The organism is Salinifilum ghardaiensis, assembly GCF_054491345.1.
In genome coordinates, this window is sequence record NZ_CM137101.1 from 204,735 (window position 1) to 221,989 (window position 17,255).

Here is a 17,255-nt window from a genome sequence, read left to right on the forward strand (position 1 = left end):
GTCGATGTTTTAGAAGAGAGCGTCCCATGTTGACTTTGCCGCGTCTCCGATGGCACTACCCGCGGCTTCGACACCTTCATTGATCTTGTTCGTGACGCCGTCTGGCATAGCGTCCCAAAGCGCATCGCCAGCCATCCCGACAAGAATTCCACCGCCAACACCGGCCGCTCCAATCCCCACAGCGGCCCAACCGACCGGGTTTGAGACGAGCATGGTGACTCCGGCGGTCGCGGCAACCCCGCCGCCATAAGCCAAAGCCCCGGAGAAGATGGCTTTGCCAGGGGGTTTTCCATGGCTGATGTCCCAGGCGACGTCGCCCACGGCGAGACCACGTCCTGCGGCTCTCACTGCAATGCCTGCAGCACCGCGTTCAGCATGAGCAGCTCGGGCCTTGGCCTCTTCGGCCTGCATCACCTTGGTCTGCTGTTGCTGCGCATGAAACTGCGCTTCAGTGCTTCCACCGGGGGATTTGAGGTAGCGCGCGTGTGCGTTTCTGCTTTCCTGGAGCAGCCGGTCAGCCTCAGCTCTAAGGATCTTTTGGTGGAACTTGATGAGCCCGCCGCCGGATCCTTGAACGAACTCGCCAGCATGGACAATCCACTTTTGTCGAGCAGTTTGCCACGCGTTGAGGGCCCGCTTCTTCGCCTGCTCGTGTATGGAGTTCGCGCGGTCGGCCTCCTGCTTGGCAGCGGCGTAGGCCGCGGCCTTCTTCTCGTGCGCCTGCACGGCTGCCATGGCATTGCCGTGCGCCTCACGTGCCTGGGGCGTCGCGTCCGCGGGGAGGCCGGCCGGCCGCGACGGCGCGGGCCCGGGGGAGAGGATCTGCGTGTCCGTGACCGTCAGCCCACCGTCACGAGCGATCTGCTTCGCCCGCTCCGCCCCCCTTTTGAGCCGTGTGCAGCTGGTCTGCGTACTGCTCGACCGAGCGGCCCATCTCTTCCGCCTCGGTGGCGAGGTCATCCCCCTTGGGAGCTCCGGACCGCATCGTGCCGCGGAAGCCCTCGCTGGCGGCGCCCGTCCAGCCGGCTTCAGCGCTGGTGCGGCCCTTGTGGATCTGGCTGACGCAGTCGTGCACTCCGGAAGCGAGCTTCGTGCGCATCCACTCGCCGGATGCGCGAATGCTCGCCGGGTTGCCCTCGAATCGGACGTTGACCGACACCGATCCCCCTACGACGGATTGACGCGCTGGAAGCGCTGGCTGTTCTCGTCGTCCGTGCTCGCGTAGGTGCGGCCGCTGTCCTCGACAGCATCAGCGGCAGCTGCGACACCGGTCGCGAGCTCCCCCGCCTGATCCGCGAAGTGGCTGAGCAGCTGCCCCAGCGGCCCGCTGACCGCGCCGGCGTCGGGCGCTGAAGGCACGGAACCTTCGAGATCGGCAACGGACTGACTGCCGCTGCGCAACGACGATGCAACACCCCGCAAAGTCCCGTCGTCGACTTCGTAACCCATGGTCCCTCCATCACGCTCCGCGCTGGTGCTCCGGCGGGATCTCCACGTCCAGCAGGACCACGTCGAACGGCTGCGCCTCGTCGAACTCCTCCAGCTGCGCGGTCCACACGACGACCCACGGCTGCTGCCGGCCGCAGCAGTGCACGAGCCGGTCGAGCGCGGAGTAGACGAGCAGCGCGGTCCGCCCATCGCGCATCGTGCGCATGTCCAGTGACAACTCCCCCTCGTCCGGGCTGGAGACGTTGCACGGCACGTACACCACGGGCGGGAACTGCACCCCGTCGGCAGCAGCGGAAGCCGCAGGCCCGGGCGACTGGGGTGAGTCGCCGATCCCGGTGCTCCGCCCTCCCAGGACGGCCTCGGCCGCCGACTGCGGAGGGGCGAAGAACTCGTCGTTCCCGCTCAACCCACGTCCCCCTGCGCACGCCCTCGCGAGCAGCGCGAGCGATCCACGGCTACCTGCGCAACATCGAAGTCTTGCACACGGACGAGTGAGCGTGGGGCGATCTGCGCGAACGAACGTGAGCAACGTGCTCGTGAGCCGGGCAAGAGCCTTCCAGCGCACTGGTGATCTTGACTGCCCGGGATGCTCGGCCGGATCCCCGACCTGCGCACAACGGATGGAGTTCGTCCGTTCGCCGCTAGGAACCGGGACCCCGCCCGTGCGAAAATCGCGGTGCACGGGAAGGGAGGCGGACTCATGACGGAGCCGCGTGGTGAGACCGCGAGGTCGACCGGGAGGCCGCGTTTCGACCGCAAGCACGCGTGGACGCGGTTCATCGGCGTCCTCAGCACGCTCGTGCGCGTCGTCGGATCGGTGTTCGCGGCGCTGCTCGCCCTGCACGTGGTGCTCGTGCTCGGCGGCGCCAACCCGGACCACGCCGTGACCAGGTTCGTCGCCTCCTGCGCCGATCCGCTCGCGCTGGGGCTGCAGAACCTGTTCACGCCAGCGGACCCGCAGCTGGCCGTGCTGCTCAACTACGGCATCGCCGCGCTGTTCTGGTTGCTGATCACCTCGATCGCCCTGCGCATCCTCCGCTCCCTCGCGTGACCCGCCCGCGGCGAGCGAACCCGCCGGGGTCGTTCCCGCCGCCGGGCCGGGAACAGCAGGGGCGGAAGCAGCAGGACCGCGCAGAGCAGGAGCGAAAGGCCGCGCGGTGCGGCGGCTCCCGCGGACGCGCCGCGCCCGCCGGGGTGTCGCCCGGCGGGCGCGGGCGGTGGGAACCGGATCACCAGGTCACCGGCGCCCGGATCACCAGCGCGGGGAGTTCCAGGTCCCGTCGAAGACGATCTCGCCGAGCTCCTTGCGCGAGCGCGGCGCGGCCTCCTTCTCCCGCAGCCGGTCGTCGAGCTGTTCGACCGGGCCCTGCGGGCCGACCGCGATCGCGACGAGCGGCTCGTGGTCGTCCGGCACGGCGAAGGCCGCGCGCGCGGCCTCCCGGTCGAAACCGGCCATCTGGTGCGCCACCAGGCCTTCGGCCTCGGCCTGCAGCACGAGGTTCTGCGCGGCCAGGCCGAGGCCGTACTCGCCGTACGGCATGGGATCGCCCTCGTCGCCCGCGCTGCGCGCGACGCCGAGCACCAGGGCCGCGGCGGCATCGGCCCAGGACCGGTTGCCGCGGGCGAGGGTGTCGTAGATGCGCTTGTAGGCGTCTTCGCCGCGCCGCCCCGCGATGAACCGGGCGGGCTGGGTGTTGCCCCACGAGGGGGCCCAGCGCGCGGCTTCGAAGAGCGCCTTGAACTGCTCGTCGCTCAGCTCGGCGGAGCGGTCGAACGAGCGCGGGCTCCAGCGCCCGGCCAGCAGCGGGTGCAGCGGCACGGCGGTTTCGGCCGGCTTCGCCAGTGGTCCGGTGCTTTCGGATTCCTGCGTGGTCACGGCACCTCCTGTGAATTTCCTCGGCCCGGTCTGAATCTCGTCGGCCCAGTCTGGCACGCGGTGCGCGGGCGAGGTCCGGTCGGAACCGCGGCTGCGGTGGTGAACACTTCGCGGGAAATGCCCACCACCCTCCCGGGAAGTTCGTGCAGGTGGGTGAGACGTCGCGCCGGATTCCGCCGGATCGGGCGCTGCCGGATCGGATTCAGTCAGAGCGGATTCCGCCGGATCGGGGCTGCTGGTGTCGGGTGCTGCCGGTGTCGGATCCGGCTAGATCGCGTAGGACCAGGCGGTCAGGGAGTAGGCGCCGAACCAGGAGCCGAACAGCACCACGAACGCGATCGTGGCGGCCGCGGTGGTCCGCCGCCGGTGGGCCAGCCCGATCGCCACCGGGACGAGCAGCGGGAACGCGGGCAGCATCAGCCGCACCTTGGAGTACATCAGCCCGTCCGTGCCGAGGTCGAGCACGAGCACGGCGGCGGCGAACAGCACCAGCGGCCACGGGATGCGCGTCCGCAGGCACAGCACGAGCAGGGTGAGCGCCACCAGCAGGATCCACACGGTGAGCGTCTCCAGCACCGAGCTCTCGGTGCTGAGCGTGTCCAGCGCGAAGGAGCCGGTGGCGGCGCCGAAGTCGAACTCGGAGGACCACCCCTGCCGCTGCAGCGCGAAGTACCCGGTGGGGTTGCCGGTCTGCAGGCCGACCCAGCAGACGTAGGCGAGCATCCCGAGCGGTGCGAGGACGACCGCCTGCCAGGGGCGCCAGGAGTCGCGTCCGCGCAGCAGGGCGGTGATCGCGGCGAGCGCGACCACGCCGATCAGCGCCGCCGCGGTGGGGCGCACGAGCCCGGCCGCGGTGCAGCACAGGCCCGCCAGCAGCCAGTCGCGCTCGAGCACGCCGACCATGGCCCAGATCGCCAGCGCGCAGAACAGCGCCTCGGAGTAGGCCATGGACAGCACGATCGACATGGGCGCGGCGGCGAACAGCGCCACGAGCAGCAGGCCCACGGCGCGGCTGCCGCTGACGGCCCGCCCGATGCGGACCAGCCCCCAGGCACCGGCGACGCCCGCGGCGAGGCTGACCGCGATGCCCGCGCCGAGCACGCCGAGCCCGGGCAGCACCGAGACGAGCCGCACCAGCAGCGGGAACCCGGGGAAGAACGCCAGCGGGGTTTCGGGGTGCCGCTCGCCGCGGCCGTCGACCATGCCCGGGTCGACCCCGCCGTAACCGTGGGCGGCGATCTCCAGGTACCACTCGCCGTCCCAGGACGCGAGGTTCTCACCGACGGACTGGTCGTTGGCGGCGGAGAGCCAGCCCAGCAGCAGCAGTCCCACTCCGCGGACTGCGAGGTACACCACAGCCGGCGCGAGCACCAGCGCGGCGCGGCGGTGCCGGTCGAACCGTTCGGCGAGGACCGCGCGCAGTCCGTCCAGCAGCGGTTTCCGCTGCGCATCCGCGAGTGCGGACCCGTCGTCCCGGCGCGGGCCGAGCGTGCGCGCAGTGGTGGGCACCCCGCTCCTTCCAACCGTCGGCACAACCGGTGTTGACCAGGGTAGTGACGAGCGGTGGATTGGGGTTCGCCGGTCCTCGTTCGGTACGCTGTGCTCACAGTGAACCGGTCGGCCAGCGACCCGGCTGGGTGACGGCCGGTTCCCGGAGGCGACCCCCGCGGCGTTGGCGGGCGCGCGGCGCTTCGGTCCACCGGAACTGGGGGCACCGAGCGGGGTCCGCGGACCCCGCGGGGCTGACTGCCGGGCCGGTGCGGTGCGGGGTCGCAACGGGAGTGACCGCACGGCTCGAGGAGGTTTGTTCACGTGGCGCTCGTCGTCCAGAAATACGGCGGTTCCTCGCTCGAGAGTGCCGACCGGATCAAACGCGTCGCCGAGCGCATCGTGGAGACCCGGAAAGCCGGCAACGACGTGGTCGTGGTCTGCTCCGCGATGGGCGACGCGACCGACGAGCTGCTGGACCTCGCCCAGCAGGTCAACCCGGCGCCGCCGGAGCGGGAACTGGACATGCTGCTCACCGCCGGTGAGCGGATCTCCAACGCGCTCGTGGCCATGGCGATCGAGGCGCTCGGCGCGGAGGCCCGGTCCTTCTCGGGCTCGCAGGCCGGCGTGCTGACCACGGCGGCGCACCAGAACGCCCGCATCATCGACGTCACCCCCGGCCGCGTCCGCGAGGCGCTGGACCAGGGGCAGATCGTGCTGGTCGCGGGCTTCCAGGGAGTGGCGCAGGACACGCACGACATCACCACGCTCGGCCGGGGCGGGTCGGACACGACGGCGGTGGCGGTCGCCGCGGCGATGGAAGCCGACGTCTGCGAGATCTACACCGACGTCGACGGCGTCTACACCGCCGACCCGCGCATCGCGCCCGACGCCCGGCACCTGGACAACGTCACCTACGAGGAGATGCTGGAACTGGCCGCCACCGGGGCGAAGGTGCTGCACCTGCGCGCCGTCGAGTACGCCCGCCGGTACGGCGTTCCGCTGCACGTCCGCTCGTCCTATTCGGCCAAGACGGGAACGCTGGTTTCCGGCTCAGTGGAGGACCTTTCCGTGGAACAGGCGATGATCACCGGCGTCTCGCACGACCGGTCGGAGGCGAAGGTCACGGTGCGGGAAGTACCGGACAACCCGGGGATCGCGGGACGCATCTTCCGCGTCGTCGCCGATGCCGGCATCGACATCGACATGGTGCTGCAGAACGTGTCCAGCACCGCTTCGGCGCGCACCGACATCACCTTCACCGTCTCCCGCAGCAACGGCCCGCGCGCCGTCGCGGAGCTGGAGGAGATCCAGTCCGAGATGGGCTTCTCCGAGGTCGTCTACGACGACAAGGTCGGCAAGGTGTCCCTGGTCGGCGCCGGCATGCGTTCGCACCCGGGCGTGACGGCGACCTTCTGCGAGGCGCTGTACGACGCGGGTGTGAACATCGACATCATCAACACCTCCGAGATCCGGATTTCCGTGCTGATCGCCGAGTCGCAGCTGGACGACGCCGTCGCCGCCCTGCACCGCGCGTTCGAGCTCGGTGGCGACGAGGAGGCCGTCGTGTACGCGGGGAGTGGTCGCTGATGGCGCCGACGCTGGCGATCGTGGGTGCCACCGGAGCGGTGGGCACCGTCATGACCGAGATCATCAACGCGCGCGGGTCCGTGCCGTGGGGCGAGATCCGCCTCATCGCCTCGGCCCGCTCGGCGGGCAGGAAGGTCACCGTGCGCGGCCGCGAGACGACGATCGTCGAGCTGGCGCCGGAGGCCTTCGACGGGGTGGACGTCGCGCTGTTCGACGTGCCCGACGCGGTCTCCGCGGAGTGGGCGCCGGTCGCGGTGGAGCGCGGCGCCGTCGCCGTGGACAACTCGGGCTCGTTCCGCATGGACCCCGAGGTGCCGCTGGTGGTGCCGGAGGTCAACGCCGAGAAGGTGCACGACCGCCCGAAGGGCATCATCGCCAACCCGAACTGCACGACGCTGTCGATGATGGCCGCGCTGGGGGCGCTGCACCACGAGTTCGGGCTGCGCGAGCTCGTCGTCGCCTCCTACCAGGCGGCCTCGGGCGCCGGGCAGGAAGGCGTGGACCGGCTGTACGCGGAGCTGGAAGCCGTGGGCGGCAAGCAGGTCGGCGTGCGGTCCGGGGACGTGGCCGAGGCGCTGGGCGCGGCCGGGCTGTCGCCGGAGACGCCGTTCAAGGCGCCGCTGGCGATGAACGTGGTGCCGTGGGCCGGCTCGCTGAAGGAGGACGGCTGGTCCTCGGAGGAGCTGAAGGTCCGCAACGAGTCCCGCAAGATCCTCGGCATCCCGGAGCTGAAGGTCTCGGCGACGTGCGCGCGGGTGCCGGTGCTGACCACGCACTCGCTGGCGGTGCACGCGACGTTCGCCTCCGACGTGGACGTGGCGCGCGCCCGCGAGGTCTTCGGCGGGCAGTCCACGGTCGTGCTGCAGGACGACCCGGAAGGCGGGGTGTGGCCCACCCCGGCCGCGGTCGTCGGCGAGGAGCCCACCTACGTCGGCCGCCTGCGGCAGGCGATGGACTTCCCGAACACGCTCGACTTCTTCGTCTGCGGGGACAACCTCCGGAAGGGGGCCGCGCTGAACACCTACGAGATCGCGGAGACCCTCGCGGGGCAGTAGGACTTCATCGGGTCGTTCTGCGCTGCTGCGCTGAGGCGCTGAGGCCCTCGCGGGCTGACGCCTCGGCGCGCGGAACTCGGCACGGGCTCCCCGCCGGCTCTCGGCCGGCGGGGAGCCCGTCGTCGTGCGGGGCGCTGAACGGGGCGCGACCGCGCCCGCCCCTCTCCTCGGCGCCTGCCGCACCGCTCCGGGCGGGGCCGCCGTCTGTCTGGTTCCCGCCACGCGTGGGGACTGGCCACGGTTTTCGCAGCGGGATACGTTGTTGCGCGCCGCGCCGGCGGCGCGGCGTCCGGAGCACCCGAGAAGAAGGTCCTGATGAGCACGCGCAACGAGGACGTCGACGCGGTCGCGGCACCGGCGAGCTCCCGCCCCCGGGAGATCACGCTCAAGGCGGTGGTCCTGGCGGTGCTGCTGGCCGTCGTGCTCTCCGCCGCGAACGCCTACCTCGGGCTCAAGGTCGGCATGACCGTGTCGGCGTCCATCCCGGCAGCGGTCATCTCCATGGGGATCTTCCGGTTCTTCCGCCGGTCCAGCATCGTGGAGAACAACATCGTGCAGACCGCCGCCTCGGCGGGCGAGTCGCTGGCCGCGGGCATGATCTTCACGCTGCCCGCGCTGATCCTGCTGGGCTACTGGGCGGACTTCCCGTACCTGCCGGTCATGGCGATCACCCTGTGCGGCGGCGTGCTCGGGGTGCTGTTCACCGTTCCGCTGCGGCGGGCGCTGATCGTCGAGAAGCCGCTGCGGTTCCCGGAGGGCGTGGCCACCGGTGAGGTGCTCAAGGCGGGCAAGTCCGGTGGCGGCGAGGCCCGCTCCATCGCGATCGCCGGTGTCGCCGGCGGGCTGCTGAAGTTCTGCCAGACCGGCCTGGGCGTGGCGGCCTCCTCGGTGTCCACAGCGGTCAAGGCCGGCGGCGCGGTCATCGGCCTGGGCAGCGAACTCGGCGTCGCGCTGCTGGGCGTGGGCTACATCGTCGGCATCAACATCGCCGTGCTCGTGTTCGCCGGCGGCGCGCTGGCCTGGTTCGTGGCGATCCCGCTGTACATGCTGCTGACCGACCCGGCGCAGCTGACGAGCCTGACCGGGGGCGCCAGCGGGTACGCCGCGGCCGAGGCGATCTGGGAGGAGCGGGTGCGCTACCTCGGCGTCGGGGCGATGGCCGTCGGCGGCATCTGGGCGCTGCTGGCGGTGCTGCGGCCGATCCGCGACAGCATCGTCTCCTCGGTGCGGGCCCTGCGCGACAGCCGCTCCGGGAAGTCCGGCGGGCTGGCGCGCACCGAGCGCGACATCCCGGCGAACTTCCTCGGCTACGGCACGCTCGTGCTGGCCGTTCCGGTGTTCCTGGTGTTCCTGTTCAACGTGGACGCCGAGCGGCTCCAGATCGGCGGCGGGGTGTTCCTCGCCACGATCACCTTCGGGCTGCTGTTCGCGCTGGTCGCCGGGTTCGTCTTCTCCTCGGTCGCCGGGTACATGGCCGGTCTGGTCGGCTCGTCGAACAACCCCATCTCCGGGGTGTCCATCCTGACGCTGCTGACGAGCTCGCTGGTGCTGCTGGGGATCCTGGGCACGCAGATCGACTTCACCGGCAACGAGGCCAAGGCGACCGTCGGGGCGGCGACCGCCGTCATCATCTCCGCGGTGGTGGCCAGCGCCGCCGCCATCGCCGGGGACAACATGCAGGACCTCAAGGCCGGCTACATCGTCGGCGCCACCCCGTGGAAGCAGCAGATCATGCAGATCATCGGCGTGGTCTCGGCGGCGGTGTGCCTCGCGCCGACCCTGTCGGTGCTCTACACCGCCTACGGGCTGGGCGACTCGCTGCCGCGGCCGGACATGGACCCGTCGCAGGCGCTGCAGGCACCGCAGGCGACGTTGATGAGCTCGGTCTCCGAGGGCGTGTTCCTCGGCGGTCTGCCGTGGACGATGATCGGCCTCGGCGCCCTGGTGGCGGTCGCGCTCATCGCGCTGGACCAGCTCCTCGCGCGCCGCGGGGCGTCGTTCCGCACCCCGGTGCTGGCCGTGGCGGTCGGGCTGTACCTGCCGCTGGAGCTGTCCGTGCCGATCTTCATCGGCGGGTTGCTGGCCGTGGCCACGGCGCGGGCGCGCCGCCGCCGCGGTGCCGAGGGTTCCGAACGCCGCGGGGTGCTGTTCGCCTCCGGGCTGATCACCGGCGAGGCGCTGGTCGGCATCCTGCTGGCGATCCCGTTCGCCGCGGCGCAGAGCGCCGAGGTGTTCATGATCGGTCCGCAGGCCCTGGGCGTGTCCGAGGGGGCGTTCACCGCCGGCAGCAACGTGCTCGGCATCGCCGCGTTCGTGTTCTTCGTGCTCTGGCTGTACCGCGTGGCGGCCCGGGGTCGCGGCTGACCGCGTGCCGCCCGGAGGGCGGGGAGCACCTGGTCGAGGCATGCACCGCGGACAGATATCTCACAGTCCGACCTTTCGAGCTCGACGTCGACGCAGCGCGACCGCGCGTGCGCGCAGGGCGATGATTTCTGGGCACATCGCCGGTTCCGGACCGCGCGTGGACTAGACCACGTCCCGTGCTCCGATTCAGCCGGGTTTAAGTTGTGCGGCATGAGCGCACTTGCGAGCGCGACCGATGTGGTCCTCGGCATCGACGCCGGAACCACGGCCGTGAAGATCGTCGTGACGGCACGCGATGCGCGGATGCTGCACCGGCTCGAACGCGAGTACCCGCTGTACTCCGACGACAGCGGTGCCGCCGTGCACGACGCGGACGAAGTGCGCGAGACGGTGATCGCGGCGCTCGTTGACGGGGTCCGCTGGGCGCAGCAGCAGGGGTGCGCGGTCGCCGCGCTGTCGTTCAGCACCGCGATGCACACGCTGGTCGGCGTGGACGGCTCCGGGTCCGCGGTGACGCCGGCGTTCACCTGGGGCGACTCCCGGGCCCAGGACGTGGCCGCGCGGCTGCGCGAGGACCCGCGGAGCCGGCAGCTGCACCGCGAGACCGGCACCCCGGTGCACACGCAGTCGGTGATGGTCAAGCTCGCCTGGCTGACCGAGCAGCGCCCCGACCTCGCCCGCGCCGCGTCCCGCTGGTGCGCGCTGAAGGACTACGTCGTCGGCGCGCTCGTCGACGACTTCGTCACCGACTTCTCGCTGAACTCCGGCAGCGGTCTGCAGGACATGCGCACCCGGGACTGGCACGCTCCCGCGCTCTCGGTCGCCGGCGTGCGCGCCGAACAGCTGCCGCGCATCGCCGCGCCCACGGACGTTCTCGGCCTGTCGCGGAGCGCGGCCTCCCGCGTGGGGCTGCCGTCCGGCACCCCGGTGGTGCTCGGCGGCGGTGACGGACCGCTGGCCAACCTCGGCGTGGGCGCGGTGCGCCCCGGCGCGGCGGCGGTTTCGCTCGGGACGAGCGGGGCGCTGCGCGTGGTGAGCGGCGTCGGGAGCGTGGACGAGCGGTGCCGCACGTTCAGCTACGCCCTCACCGAGGACATGTGGGTGCTCGGCGGCGCGGTGAGCAACGGGGCGGTCGTGGGGCAGTGGGCCGCCGAGACGTTCGGCGTGGAGATGTCCGCGGTGCTCGACGAGGCGCTGGCCGTGCAGCCCGGGGCCGACGGCCTGGTCGCGCTGCCGTACCTGCTGGGGGAGCGCGCTCCGTGGTGGCGGTCGGGGCTGACCGGTGCGCTGCTGGGGCTGCGCCGTTCGCACGGGCGCGCCGAGATCACGCGCGCCGTCATCGAGGGGGTCGCGCAGCAGCTGGCGCTGGTGCGCGACGCGGTGGTCGACTCGGGGGCGCGGGTGGACGCGGTGCGCGCCACCGGCGGCGGGTTCCGCAGCGAGGTCTGGCGCAGCACGGTCGCTGCGGCCCTGGGGTGCGATCTGCAGCTTCCCGGATCCAGCGGTGGTTCGGGCGTGGGCGCTGCGCTGCTCGCGTGGTACGCGCTCGGCGAGCTGAGCACGTTGGACAGCGCGGCCGACCTGGTGCGCGTCGAGGAAACGGCCGAAGCGGACCCCTCGAGCGCCGAGTTCTACGAACGGCACCGGCCTCGTGTCGAAGCGCTGCACGAGGCGTTGCTCGGGTTGCACGGGTCGTGACCCGCTGCACCGTCCACTGTGATCCATGCCGCGGAGTGCGCCTGAATCGCGGAATTCTGCGGCATGGTTTCCCACTAACCGTGGCACAACGAGGTGAACGTTAGGGGCGGACCTGTGTCCACTGCGATCAATCTCGCCGCCGGAGGAGTGCTGGCGGCGGACAATCCGGTGATCCACAATTCACCGGCAGTGGCGTTGTCGGTCGCCGGTGGTGCGATCGCGGTGCTGCTGGTCCTCATCATGGGGCTGAAGATGCAGCCCGTGATCGCGCTGCTGGTGGTGAGCCTGGCGAGCGCGCTGCTGCTGGGCGTGCCGGTCGGCGACGTGATGGACACGCTCTACGACGGGATCGGGGAGACGCTCGCCGAAGTGGCCCTGCTCGTGGCCCTGGGCGCGATGCTCGGCCGGATGCTGGAGGTCTCCGGCGGTGCCGGCGTGCTCGCCGAGGCCATGGTGCGGCGGTTCGGCGAGAAGCGCGCCCCGTTCGCGCTCGGTGTCGGGGCGCTGCTGTTCGGCATCCCGATCTTCCTGGACGTCGGCATCATCATCTTCCTGCCGATCGTGTTCTCCGTCGCCAAGCAGCTCGGCGGCTCGGTGCTGCGCTACGGGCTGCCCGTGGCCGGTTCTTTCGCGGTGATGCACGCGTTCGTCCCGCCGCACCCGGGCCCGGTGGCCGCGGCCGGCATGCTCGGAGCGGACATCGGCCTGCTGCTGCTGATCGGACTGGTCGTGGCGATCCCGACGTGGCTCGTCGCCGCGCTGGCCTTCGGCTCCTTCACCGGGCGCCGGGTCCACCTGCCGATCCCGGAGATGTCGCTGACCTCCGGCGAGGCCGGCACGACCGGGGGGAGCGGCTCCACCGGCGAGGGCGGCGCGCGTCCGTCCATGGCCACCGTGCTGTCGATGCTGCTGCTGCCGGTGGTGCTGATCCTGCTCAACACCGGGTTGAGCACGCTGTCCGAGGCCGGGGTGGTCGGCGAGGACAACGGCGTCGTGCAGGCGCTGATGCTCGTCGGCGAGAGCCCGATCGCGCTGGCGATCGCCGTGCTGCTGGCCTCGCTCGTGCTGGGCAAGGCGCGCGGCATGACCGGCAAGGACATCGAGAAGAACCTCACCGGGGCGCTGGCCCCGATCGCGGCGGTCATCCTGGTCACCGGTGCCGGCGGCATGTTCGGCGCGGTGCTGGAGACCGGTGGTGTCGGGCAGGCGCTCGCGGGCACGCTGCAGGACCTCGGGGTGCCGCTGATCCTGGCCGCGTTCCTCATCGCCGTGGTGATGCGCGTGGCGCAGGGCTCGGCCACGGTCGCGATCACCACGGCCGGCGGGTTCATCGCCCCGGCGGTGCAGGCGGCGGGCGACATCTCCCCGGCGCAGACGTGCCTGGTCGTGATCGCCGTCGCGGCCGGTGCCACGGTCCTGTCGCACGTCAACGACTCGGGTTTCTGGCTGGTCAGCCGGCTGTTCGGGATGGACGTGGGCACGACGCTGCGCACGTGGACGGTGCAGGAGACGCTCATCGGCGTGGTCGGCTTCCTCATCGCCTGCGGGCTCTGGACGGTGCTCTGAGGTCGTTCCCCGACCTCCGGCGTGCGCCGGCGCACCCGGCCGATGTGCGGAACCTGCTGGTCCGAACGGGCGTGCGCGCGTACCCCCGGCCCGTTGCTTTTCGGTCTCGTTGCCGGCGCTGCCGATCGCACGTCTGGCCGTGACGTGGATCTCCTTGCCAGGATTTCGAACGCTGTTCAGGCGGTCGCACTCGTGCGTCCGCCGCTGTCCCGTGCGTCGAATCCGCGGCGGTGCGCCGAGCGCACCCGTTGGGAGGGGATCCGCCCGTGTCGCCGTTTCCCGTGTCGCTGCCTCCGGAGCGCCTCGTCCTCGCAGAGCAACTCGCGCAGGCCCAGTCCCCGGCAGTGGGGACGGGGCCCGCCCTGGCCATCGCCGTGGGGGCGATCACCGCGCTGCTGGCGCTGATCATCGGCGCGAAGATGCAGCCGGTCGTGGCGTTGCTGCTGGTGAGCCTGGCGAGCGCGCTGCTGCTGGGCGTACCGGTCGGCGAGGTCATGGACACCCTCTACGAGGGGATCGGTGACACGCTCGCCGAAGTGGCCCTGCTCGTGGCCCTGGGCGCGATGCTCGGCCGGATGCTGGAGGTCTCCGGCGGGGCGAGCGTGCTGGCGCACTCGCTGGTGCGCGCCTTCGGCGAGCGGCGCGCCCCGTTCGCGCTCGGCGTGGCCGCGCTGCTGTTCGGTTTCCCGATCTTCTACGACGCCGCGCTGATCATCTTCCTGCCGGTGGTCTTCTCCGTGGCCAAGGCGCTCGGCGGCTCGGTGCTGCGCTACGGACTGCCGGTGGCCGGGGCGTTCGCCGCGATCCACGTCTTCGTCCCACCGCACCCGGGCCCCGTGGCCGCGGGCAGCATGCTCGGCGCGGACATGGGCCTGCTCGTGGTGGTGGGCCTCGTGGTCACCGTGCCCACCTGGCTGCTGGCCGGGTACGTGTTCGGCCGGCGCGTCGGCGACCGGGTGCGGTTGCCCGTGCCGGAGGTGTCGCTGGCCGCGCGGGAGGACTCCGCGCAGGAACCCGCGAATCCGCCGGGACTGCTGGCCGTGCTGTCCATGCTGGTGCTGCCGCTGCTGCTGATCCTGTCCAACACCGGGCTGGAAACGCTCGGCGAAGCCGGCGCGGTGAACACGGACAGCACCGCGGTGCAGGCGGTGCAGTTGATCGGTGAGAGCCCGATTGCGCTGGTCATCGCCGTTCTGGCGGCCGTGGTGGTGCTCGGCGTGCGTCGCGGGATGCGGCTGGGCGAGATCGAGCGGCACCTGTCGGACTGCCTCGGCCCGATCGCCGTGGTCATCCTCGTCACCGGTGCGGGCGGCATGTTCGGCGCCGTGCTCAACGAGGGCGGTGTCGGCCAGGCGCTGGCGGGCATGCTGCAGAGCCTGGGCGTTCCGCTGCTGCTGGCCGCGTTCCTCATCGCGATGGTGATGCGCGTGGCGCAGGGCTCGGCGACGGTGGCGCTGACCACCGCGGGCGGGTTCATCGCTCCCGTCGTGCAGGCGACGCCCGGGCTGTCGGAGCTGCAGCTGTGCCTGGTCGTGATCGCCATCGCGGCCGGTGCGACGACGCTGTCGCACGTCAACGACTCGGGGTTCTGGATGACCAGCCGGCTGCTCGGCATGGATGTCCCGACCGCGCTGCGCACGTATACCGTGATGCAGACGCTGATCGGCACGATCGGGTTCCTGCTGGCCGCGCTGCTGTGGGTGGTGTTCTGAGGGGGGCACGCCTCGCGCCCGCGTCACCAGCGGCCCCCGATCAGTCCCGCCGACCCGCGCGGTGCCGCCTCCGGGCGGGTGATCAGCAGCGGGAAACGGGCGGTGCTCGCCGCGGACGTGGTCGTGCTGCTCGCTCCTGCGGCGCTCGCCGTGGTCCTCGCGGTGAGCGCCTTCCTTCTGGGCACGCTGCTGCGGGCGGCGTTCCGGCGAACCGCGAGAAGTTTTCTTGACTCGTTCCAATCTGGGTGTGGCATACTCGGGGCATCATGAACCTCAGCGCAACCTCCGCCAGCGGTACCGAGGGGCTCGCCCCGGCCGAGCAGCTGCGGGCCGCCGGTTTGCGAGCGACGAAACCGCGGCTCGCCGTGCTGGAGTGGCTGACCGGGCACCCGCACTCGACCGCCGAGCAGGTGGCCGGTGCCGTGCGCGGCCAGCTGGGGTCCGTGTCCACACAGGCCGTCTACGACGTGCTCAACTCCTGCACGCGCGTGGGCCTGCTCCGCCGCATCGAGCCGGCCGGGCACCCGGCCCGGTTCGAGACCCGAACCGCGGACAACCACCACCACCTGGTGTGCCGTGCCTGCGGCAGGACGGCTGATGTGGACTGCGTGCACGGAGCCGCACCCTGCCTGGCCCCGGCGAGTGTGGAAGGCTTCGCGGTCGACGAAGCGGAAGTCGTCTTCTGGGGCTACTGCCCAGACTGTCGGTCCTCGGCCGCGCAGCCCGAGGACGCAAACCACCACGAGGAGGGACGATCGTGAGTTCTCGACCCACGACGACCAACACCGGCATCCCGGTCGCCAGTGACGACCACTCCCTGACCGCCGGCCCGAACGGTCCGGTCCTGCTGCAGGACCAGTACCTGATCGAGAAGAACGCGCAGTTCAACCGCGAGCGCGTTCCGGAGCGCGTGGTGCACGCCAAGGGCGGCGGCGCTTTCGGTTACCTCGAGGTCACCGAGGACGTCAGCCAGTACACCAAGGCCAAGCTGTTCCAGCCCGGAACCCGCACCGACGCGCTGATCCGCTTCTCCACGGTCGCCGGCGAGCTGGGCTCCCCCGACACCTGGCGCGACCCCCGCGGCACGGCCATGAAGTTCTACACCAGCGAGGGCAACTACGACCTCGTCGGCAACAACACCCCGGTGTTCTTCATCCGCGACGCGATCAAGTTCCCCGACTTCATCCGCTCGCAGAAGCGCCGCGCCGACAACCACCTGCGCGACAACAACATGCAGTGGGACTTCTGGACCCAGTGCCCCGAGTCCGCGCACCAGGTGACCTGGCTGATGGGTGACCGCGGGCTGCCGAAGACCTGGCGGCACATGAACCTCTACGGTTCGCACACCTTCAGCTGGATCAACCACTCCGGCGAGAAGTTCTGGGTCAAGTACCACTTCAAGTCCGACCAGGGCCACGACTTCCTCTCCCAGGACGAGGGCGACCGGATGGCCGGTGCGGACTCCAACTTCCACATCCGCGACCTGTGGAACGCCATCAAGAAGGGCGAGGACCCGAGCTGGACCGTCTACGTCCAGATCATGCCCTTCGAGGAAGCGGCCGACTACCGGTTCAACCCGTTCGACCTGACCAAGGTGTGGCCGCACGGCGACTACCCGCTGATCAAGGTCGGCCGGTTCGTCCTCAACCGCAACCCGGAGAACTACTTCGCCCAGATCGAGCAGGCCGCCTTCGAGCCGACGAACATGCCCCCGGGCATCGGTGCCTCGCCGGACAAGATGCTGCAGGGCCGGCTGTTCGCCTACCCGGACGCCCACCGCTACCGCATCGGCGCCAACTACGCCGACCTGCCGGTGAACCGCCCGGTCTCCGAGGTGAACAGCTACGCCAAGGACGGTCCGATGCGGTACAACTTCGGGCAGGACCCGGTGTACGCGCCGAACTCCTACGGCGGTCCGCACGCCGACGCGAGCACGGACGGCGACGACTCGGCGACCGGCGTCGAGCAGGAGGTCATCCGCTCCGCCTACGCCAAGCACGCGGAGGACGACGACTTCGGCCAGCCCGGCACGCTGGTGCGCGAGGTCTTCAGCGACGCCGAGCGCGAGCGCTTCGTCAACAACGTCTCCGGCCACCTGCTCGACGGCGTCGAGCAGCCGGTCCTGGACCGCGCGCTCGATTACTGGCGCAACGTCGACAAGGACACCGGCGACAAGATCGCCGAGAAGGTCAAGGGCTCCCAGGGCTGACCTCCTCGCCGTGGGCCCCGGCGCAGCGCGCCGGGGCCGCCGCGCGGCCCGGGCGTCGCGCTGTTTCCCCTCCGCCGCGGTTCGCCGCTCCGCGGCGGGGCACCTGCTGACTGCGGCGACCACCACATGCGAAGGGCCCGGAACCCCGCCGTTCCGGGCCCTTTCGCGTGCCCGCGGTCTTCACTGACCAACGGCGTCCTGACCGCCTTCTACGCCGCCGACGACCCCCGCCGTGATGCGATCGCGGC

General features: G+C 71.3%; 15 protein-coding genes. 9 read left to right on the top strand and 6 right to left on the bottom strand.

Features of this window, described 5'->3' with window-relative positions:
* Positions 1-9 precede the first annotated feature (9 nt).
* The 4 genes from ACVGV0_RS00965 to ACVGV0_RS00980 form a co-directional block, all read right to left on the bottom strand.
* Positions 10-735 carry a hypothetical protein gene (locus tag ACVGV0_RS00965; RefSeq protein WP_459157954.1) on the bottom strand — a complete coding sequence of 242 codons (726 nt, stop codon included), beginning with the start codon at positions 733-735 and terminating at the stop codon, positions 10-12.
* A 115-nt stretch (positions 736-850) separates the two neighbouring features.
* Positions 851-1,159, bottom strand: coding sequence for a WXG100 family type VII secretion target (locus tag ACVGV0_RS00970; RefSeq protein ID WP_459157955.1), 309 nt, complete (start codon positions 1,157-1,159; stop codon positions 851-853).
* A gap of 8 nt (positions 1,160-1,167) precedes the next feature.
* Positions 1,168-1,449: a hypothetical protein gene (locus ACVGV0_RS00975; protein WP_459157956.1), complete on the bottom strand. Its 282-nt coding sequence runs from the start codon at positions 1,447-1,449 to the stop codon at positions 1,168-1,170.
* A gap of 10 nt (positions 1,450-1,459) precedes the next feature.
* Positions 1,460-1,855: an SAV_915 family protein gene (locus ACVGV0_RS00980; RefSeq protein ID WP_459157957.1), complete on the bottom strand. Its 396-nt coding sequence runs from the start codon at positions 1,853-1,855 to the stop codon at positions 1,460-1,462.
* Positions 1,856-2,149: 294 nt separating this feature from the next.
* On the opposite strand from ACVGV0_RS00980, the gene ACVGV0_RS00985 reads away from it, so the two are divergent.
* Positions 2,150-2,500, top strand: coding sequence for a hypothetical protein (locus tag ACVGV0_RS00985; RefSeq protein ID WP_459157958.1), 351 nt, complete (start codon positions 2,150-2,152; stop codon positions 2,498-2,500).
* A gap of 201 nt (positions 2,501-2,701) precedes the next feature.
* Here ACVGV0_RS00985 and ACVGV0_RS00990 read toward each other — a convergent pair whose 3' ends face one another.
* Together ACVGV0_RS00990 and ACVGV0_RS00995 are read right to left on the bottom strand one after the other, a co-directional pair.
* The gene (locus tag ACVGV0_RS00990; protein WP_459157959.1) at positions 2,702-3,325 is read right to left on the bottom strand and encodes a nitroreductase family protein; all 624 of its coding nucleotides are present in this window, start codon (positions 3,323-3,325) and stop codon (positions 2,702-2,704) included.
* A gap of 267 nt (positions 3,326-3,592) precedes the next feature.
* Positions 3,593-4,834, bottom strand: coding sequence for a mannosyltransferase family protein (locus ACVGV0_RS00995; RefSeq protein WP_459157960.1), 1,242 nt, complete (start codon positions 4,832-4,834; stop codon positions 3,593-3,595).
* 303 nt (positions 4,835-5,137) lie between these two features.
* Between ACVGV0_RS00995 and ACVGV0_RS01000 the strand changes: the two genes are divergently transcribed.
* The 8 genes from ACVGV0_RS01000 to ACVGV0_RS01035 all read left to right on the top strand — a co-directional run bounded on the left by ACVGV0_RS01000 (position 5,138) and on the right by ACVGV0_RS01035 (position 17,007).
* Positions 5,138-6,403, top strand: a complete 1,266-nt coding sequence (locus tag ACVGV0_RS01000) for an aspartate kinase (RefSeq protein ID WP_459157961.1) — start codon at positions 5,138-5,140, stop codon at positions 6,401-6,403.
* Positions 6,403-7,458, top strand: coding sequence for an aspartate-semialdehyde dehydrogenase (locus ACVGV0_RS01005; protein ID WP_459157962.1), 1,056 nt, complete (start codon positions 6,403-6,405; stop codon positions 7,456-7,458). The genes ACVGV0_RS01000 and ACVGV0_RS01005 overlap by 1 nt, the downstream gene beginning before the upstream one ends.
* A 315-nt stretch (positions 7,459-7,773) precedes the next feature.
* The gene (locus tag ACVGV0_RS01010) at positions 7,774-9,822 is read left to right on the top strand and encodes an OPT family oligopeptide transporter (RefSeq protein ID WP_459157963.1); all 2,049 of its coding nucleotides are present in this window, start codon (positions 7,774-7,776) and stop codon (positions 9,820-9,822) included.
* Positions 9,823-10,032: 210 nt separating this feature from the next.
* Positions 10,033-11,520: a gluconokinase gene (locus ACVGV0_RS01015; RefSeq protein WP_459157964.1), complete on the top strand. Its 1,488-nt coding sequence runs from the start codon at positions 10,033-10,035 to the stop codon at positions 11,518-11,520.
* Between the two features lie 114 nt (positions 11,521-11,634).
* Positions 11,635-13,086, top strand: coding sequence for a GntP family permease (locus tag ACVGV0_RS01020; RefSeq protein ID WP_459157965.1), 1,452 nt, complete (start codon positions 11,635-11,637; stop codon positions 13,084-13,086).
* Between the two features lie 266 nt (positions 13,087-13,352).
* The gene (locus ACVGV0_RS01025; protein WP_459157966.1) at positions 13,353-14,798 is read left to right on the top strand and encodes a GntP family permease; all 1,446 of its coding nucleotides are present in this window, start codon (positions 13,353-13,355) and stop codon (positions 14,796-14,798) included.
* Positions 14,799-15,064: 266 nt separating this feature from the next.
* The gene (locus tag ACVGV0_RS01030) at positions 15,065-15,559 is read left to right on the top strand and encodes a Fur family transcriptional regulator (RefSeq protein WP_459157967.1); all 495 of its coding nucleotides are present in this window, start codon (positions 15,065-15,067) and stop codon (positions 15,557-15,559) included.
* Positions 15,553-17,007, top strand: a complete 1,455-nt coding sequence (locus tag ACVGV0_RS01035; protein WP_459159876.1) for a catalase — start codon at positions 15,553-15,555, stop codon at positions 17,005-17,007. Before ACVGV0_RS01030 ends, ACVGV0_RS01035 begins: the two co-directional genes overlap by 7 nt.
* Positions 17,008-17,255: the final 248 nt, after the last annotated feature.

What these genes read in the sequence shown, in the direction of transcription:
- ACVGV0_RS00985 (WP_459157958.1), top strand. Translation starts at nt 2,150, where the DNA reads ATGACGGAGCCGCGTGGTGAGACCGCGAGGTCGACCGGGAGGCCGCGT.
- ACVGV0_RS01005 (WP_459157962.1), top strand. Translation starts at nt 6,403, where the DNA reads ATGGCGCCGACGCTGGCGATCGTGGGTGCCACCGGAGCGGTGGGCACC.
- ACVGV0_RS00965 (WP_459157954.1), bottom strand. Translation starts at nt 735, where the DNA reads ATGGCAGCCGTGCAGGCGCACGAGAAGAAGGCCGCGGCCTACGCCGCT.
- ACVGV0_RS01010 (WP_459157963.1), top strand. Translation starts at nt 7,774, where the DNA reads ATGAGCACGCGCAACGAGGACGTCGACGCGGTCGCGGCACCGGCGAGC.
- ACVGV0_RS00975 (WP_459157956.1), bottom strand. Translation starts at nt 1,449, where the DNA reads ATGGGTTACGAAGTCGACGACGGGACTTTGCGGGGTGTTGCATCGTCG.
- ACVGV0_RS01030 (WP_459157967.1), top strand. Translation starts at nt 15,065, where the DNA reads ATGAACCTCAGCGCAACCTCCGCCAGCGGTACCGAGGGGCTCGCCCCG.
- ACVGV0_RS01015 (WP_459157964.1), top strand. Translation starts at nt 10,033, where the DNA reads ATGAGCGCACTTGCGAGCGCGACCGATGTGGTCCTCGGCATCGACGCC.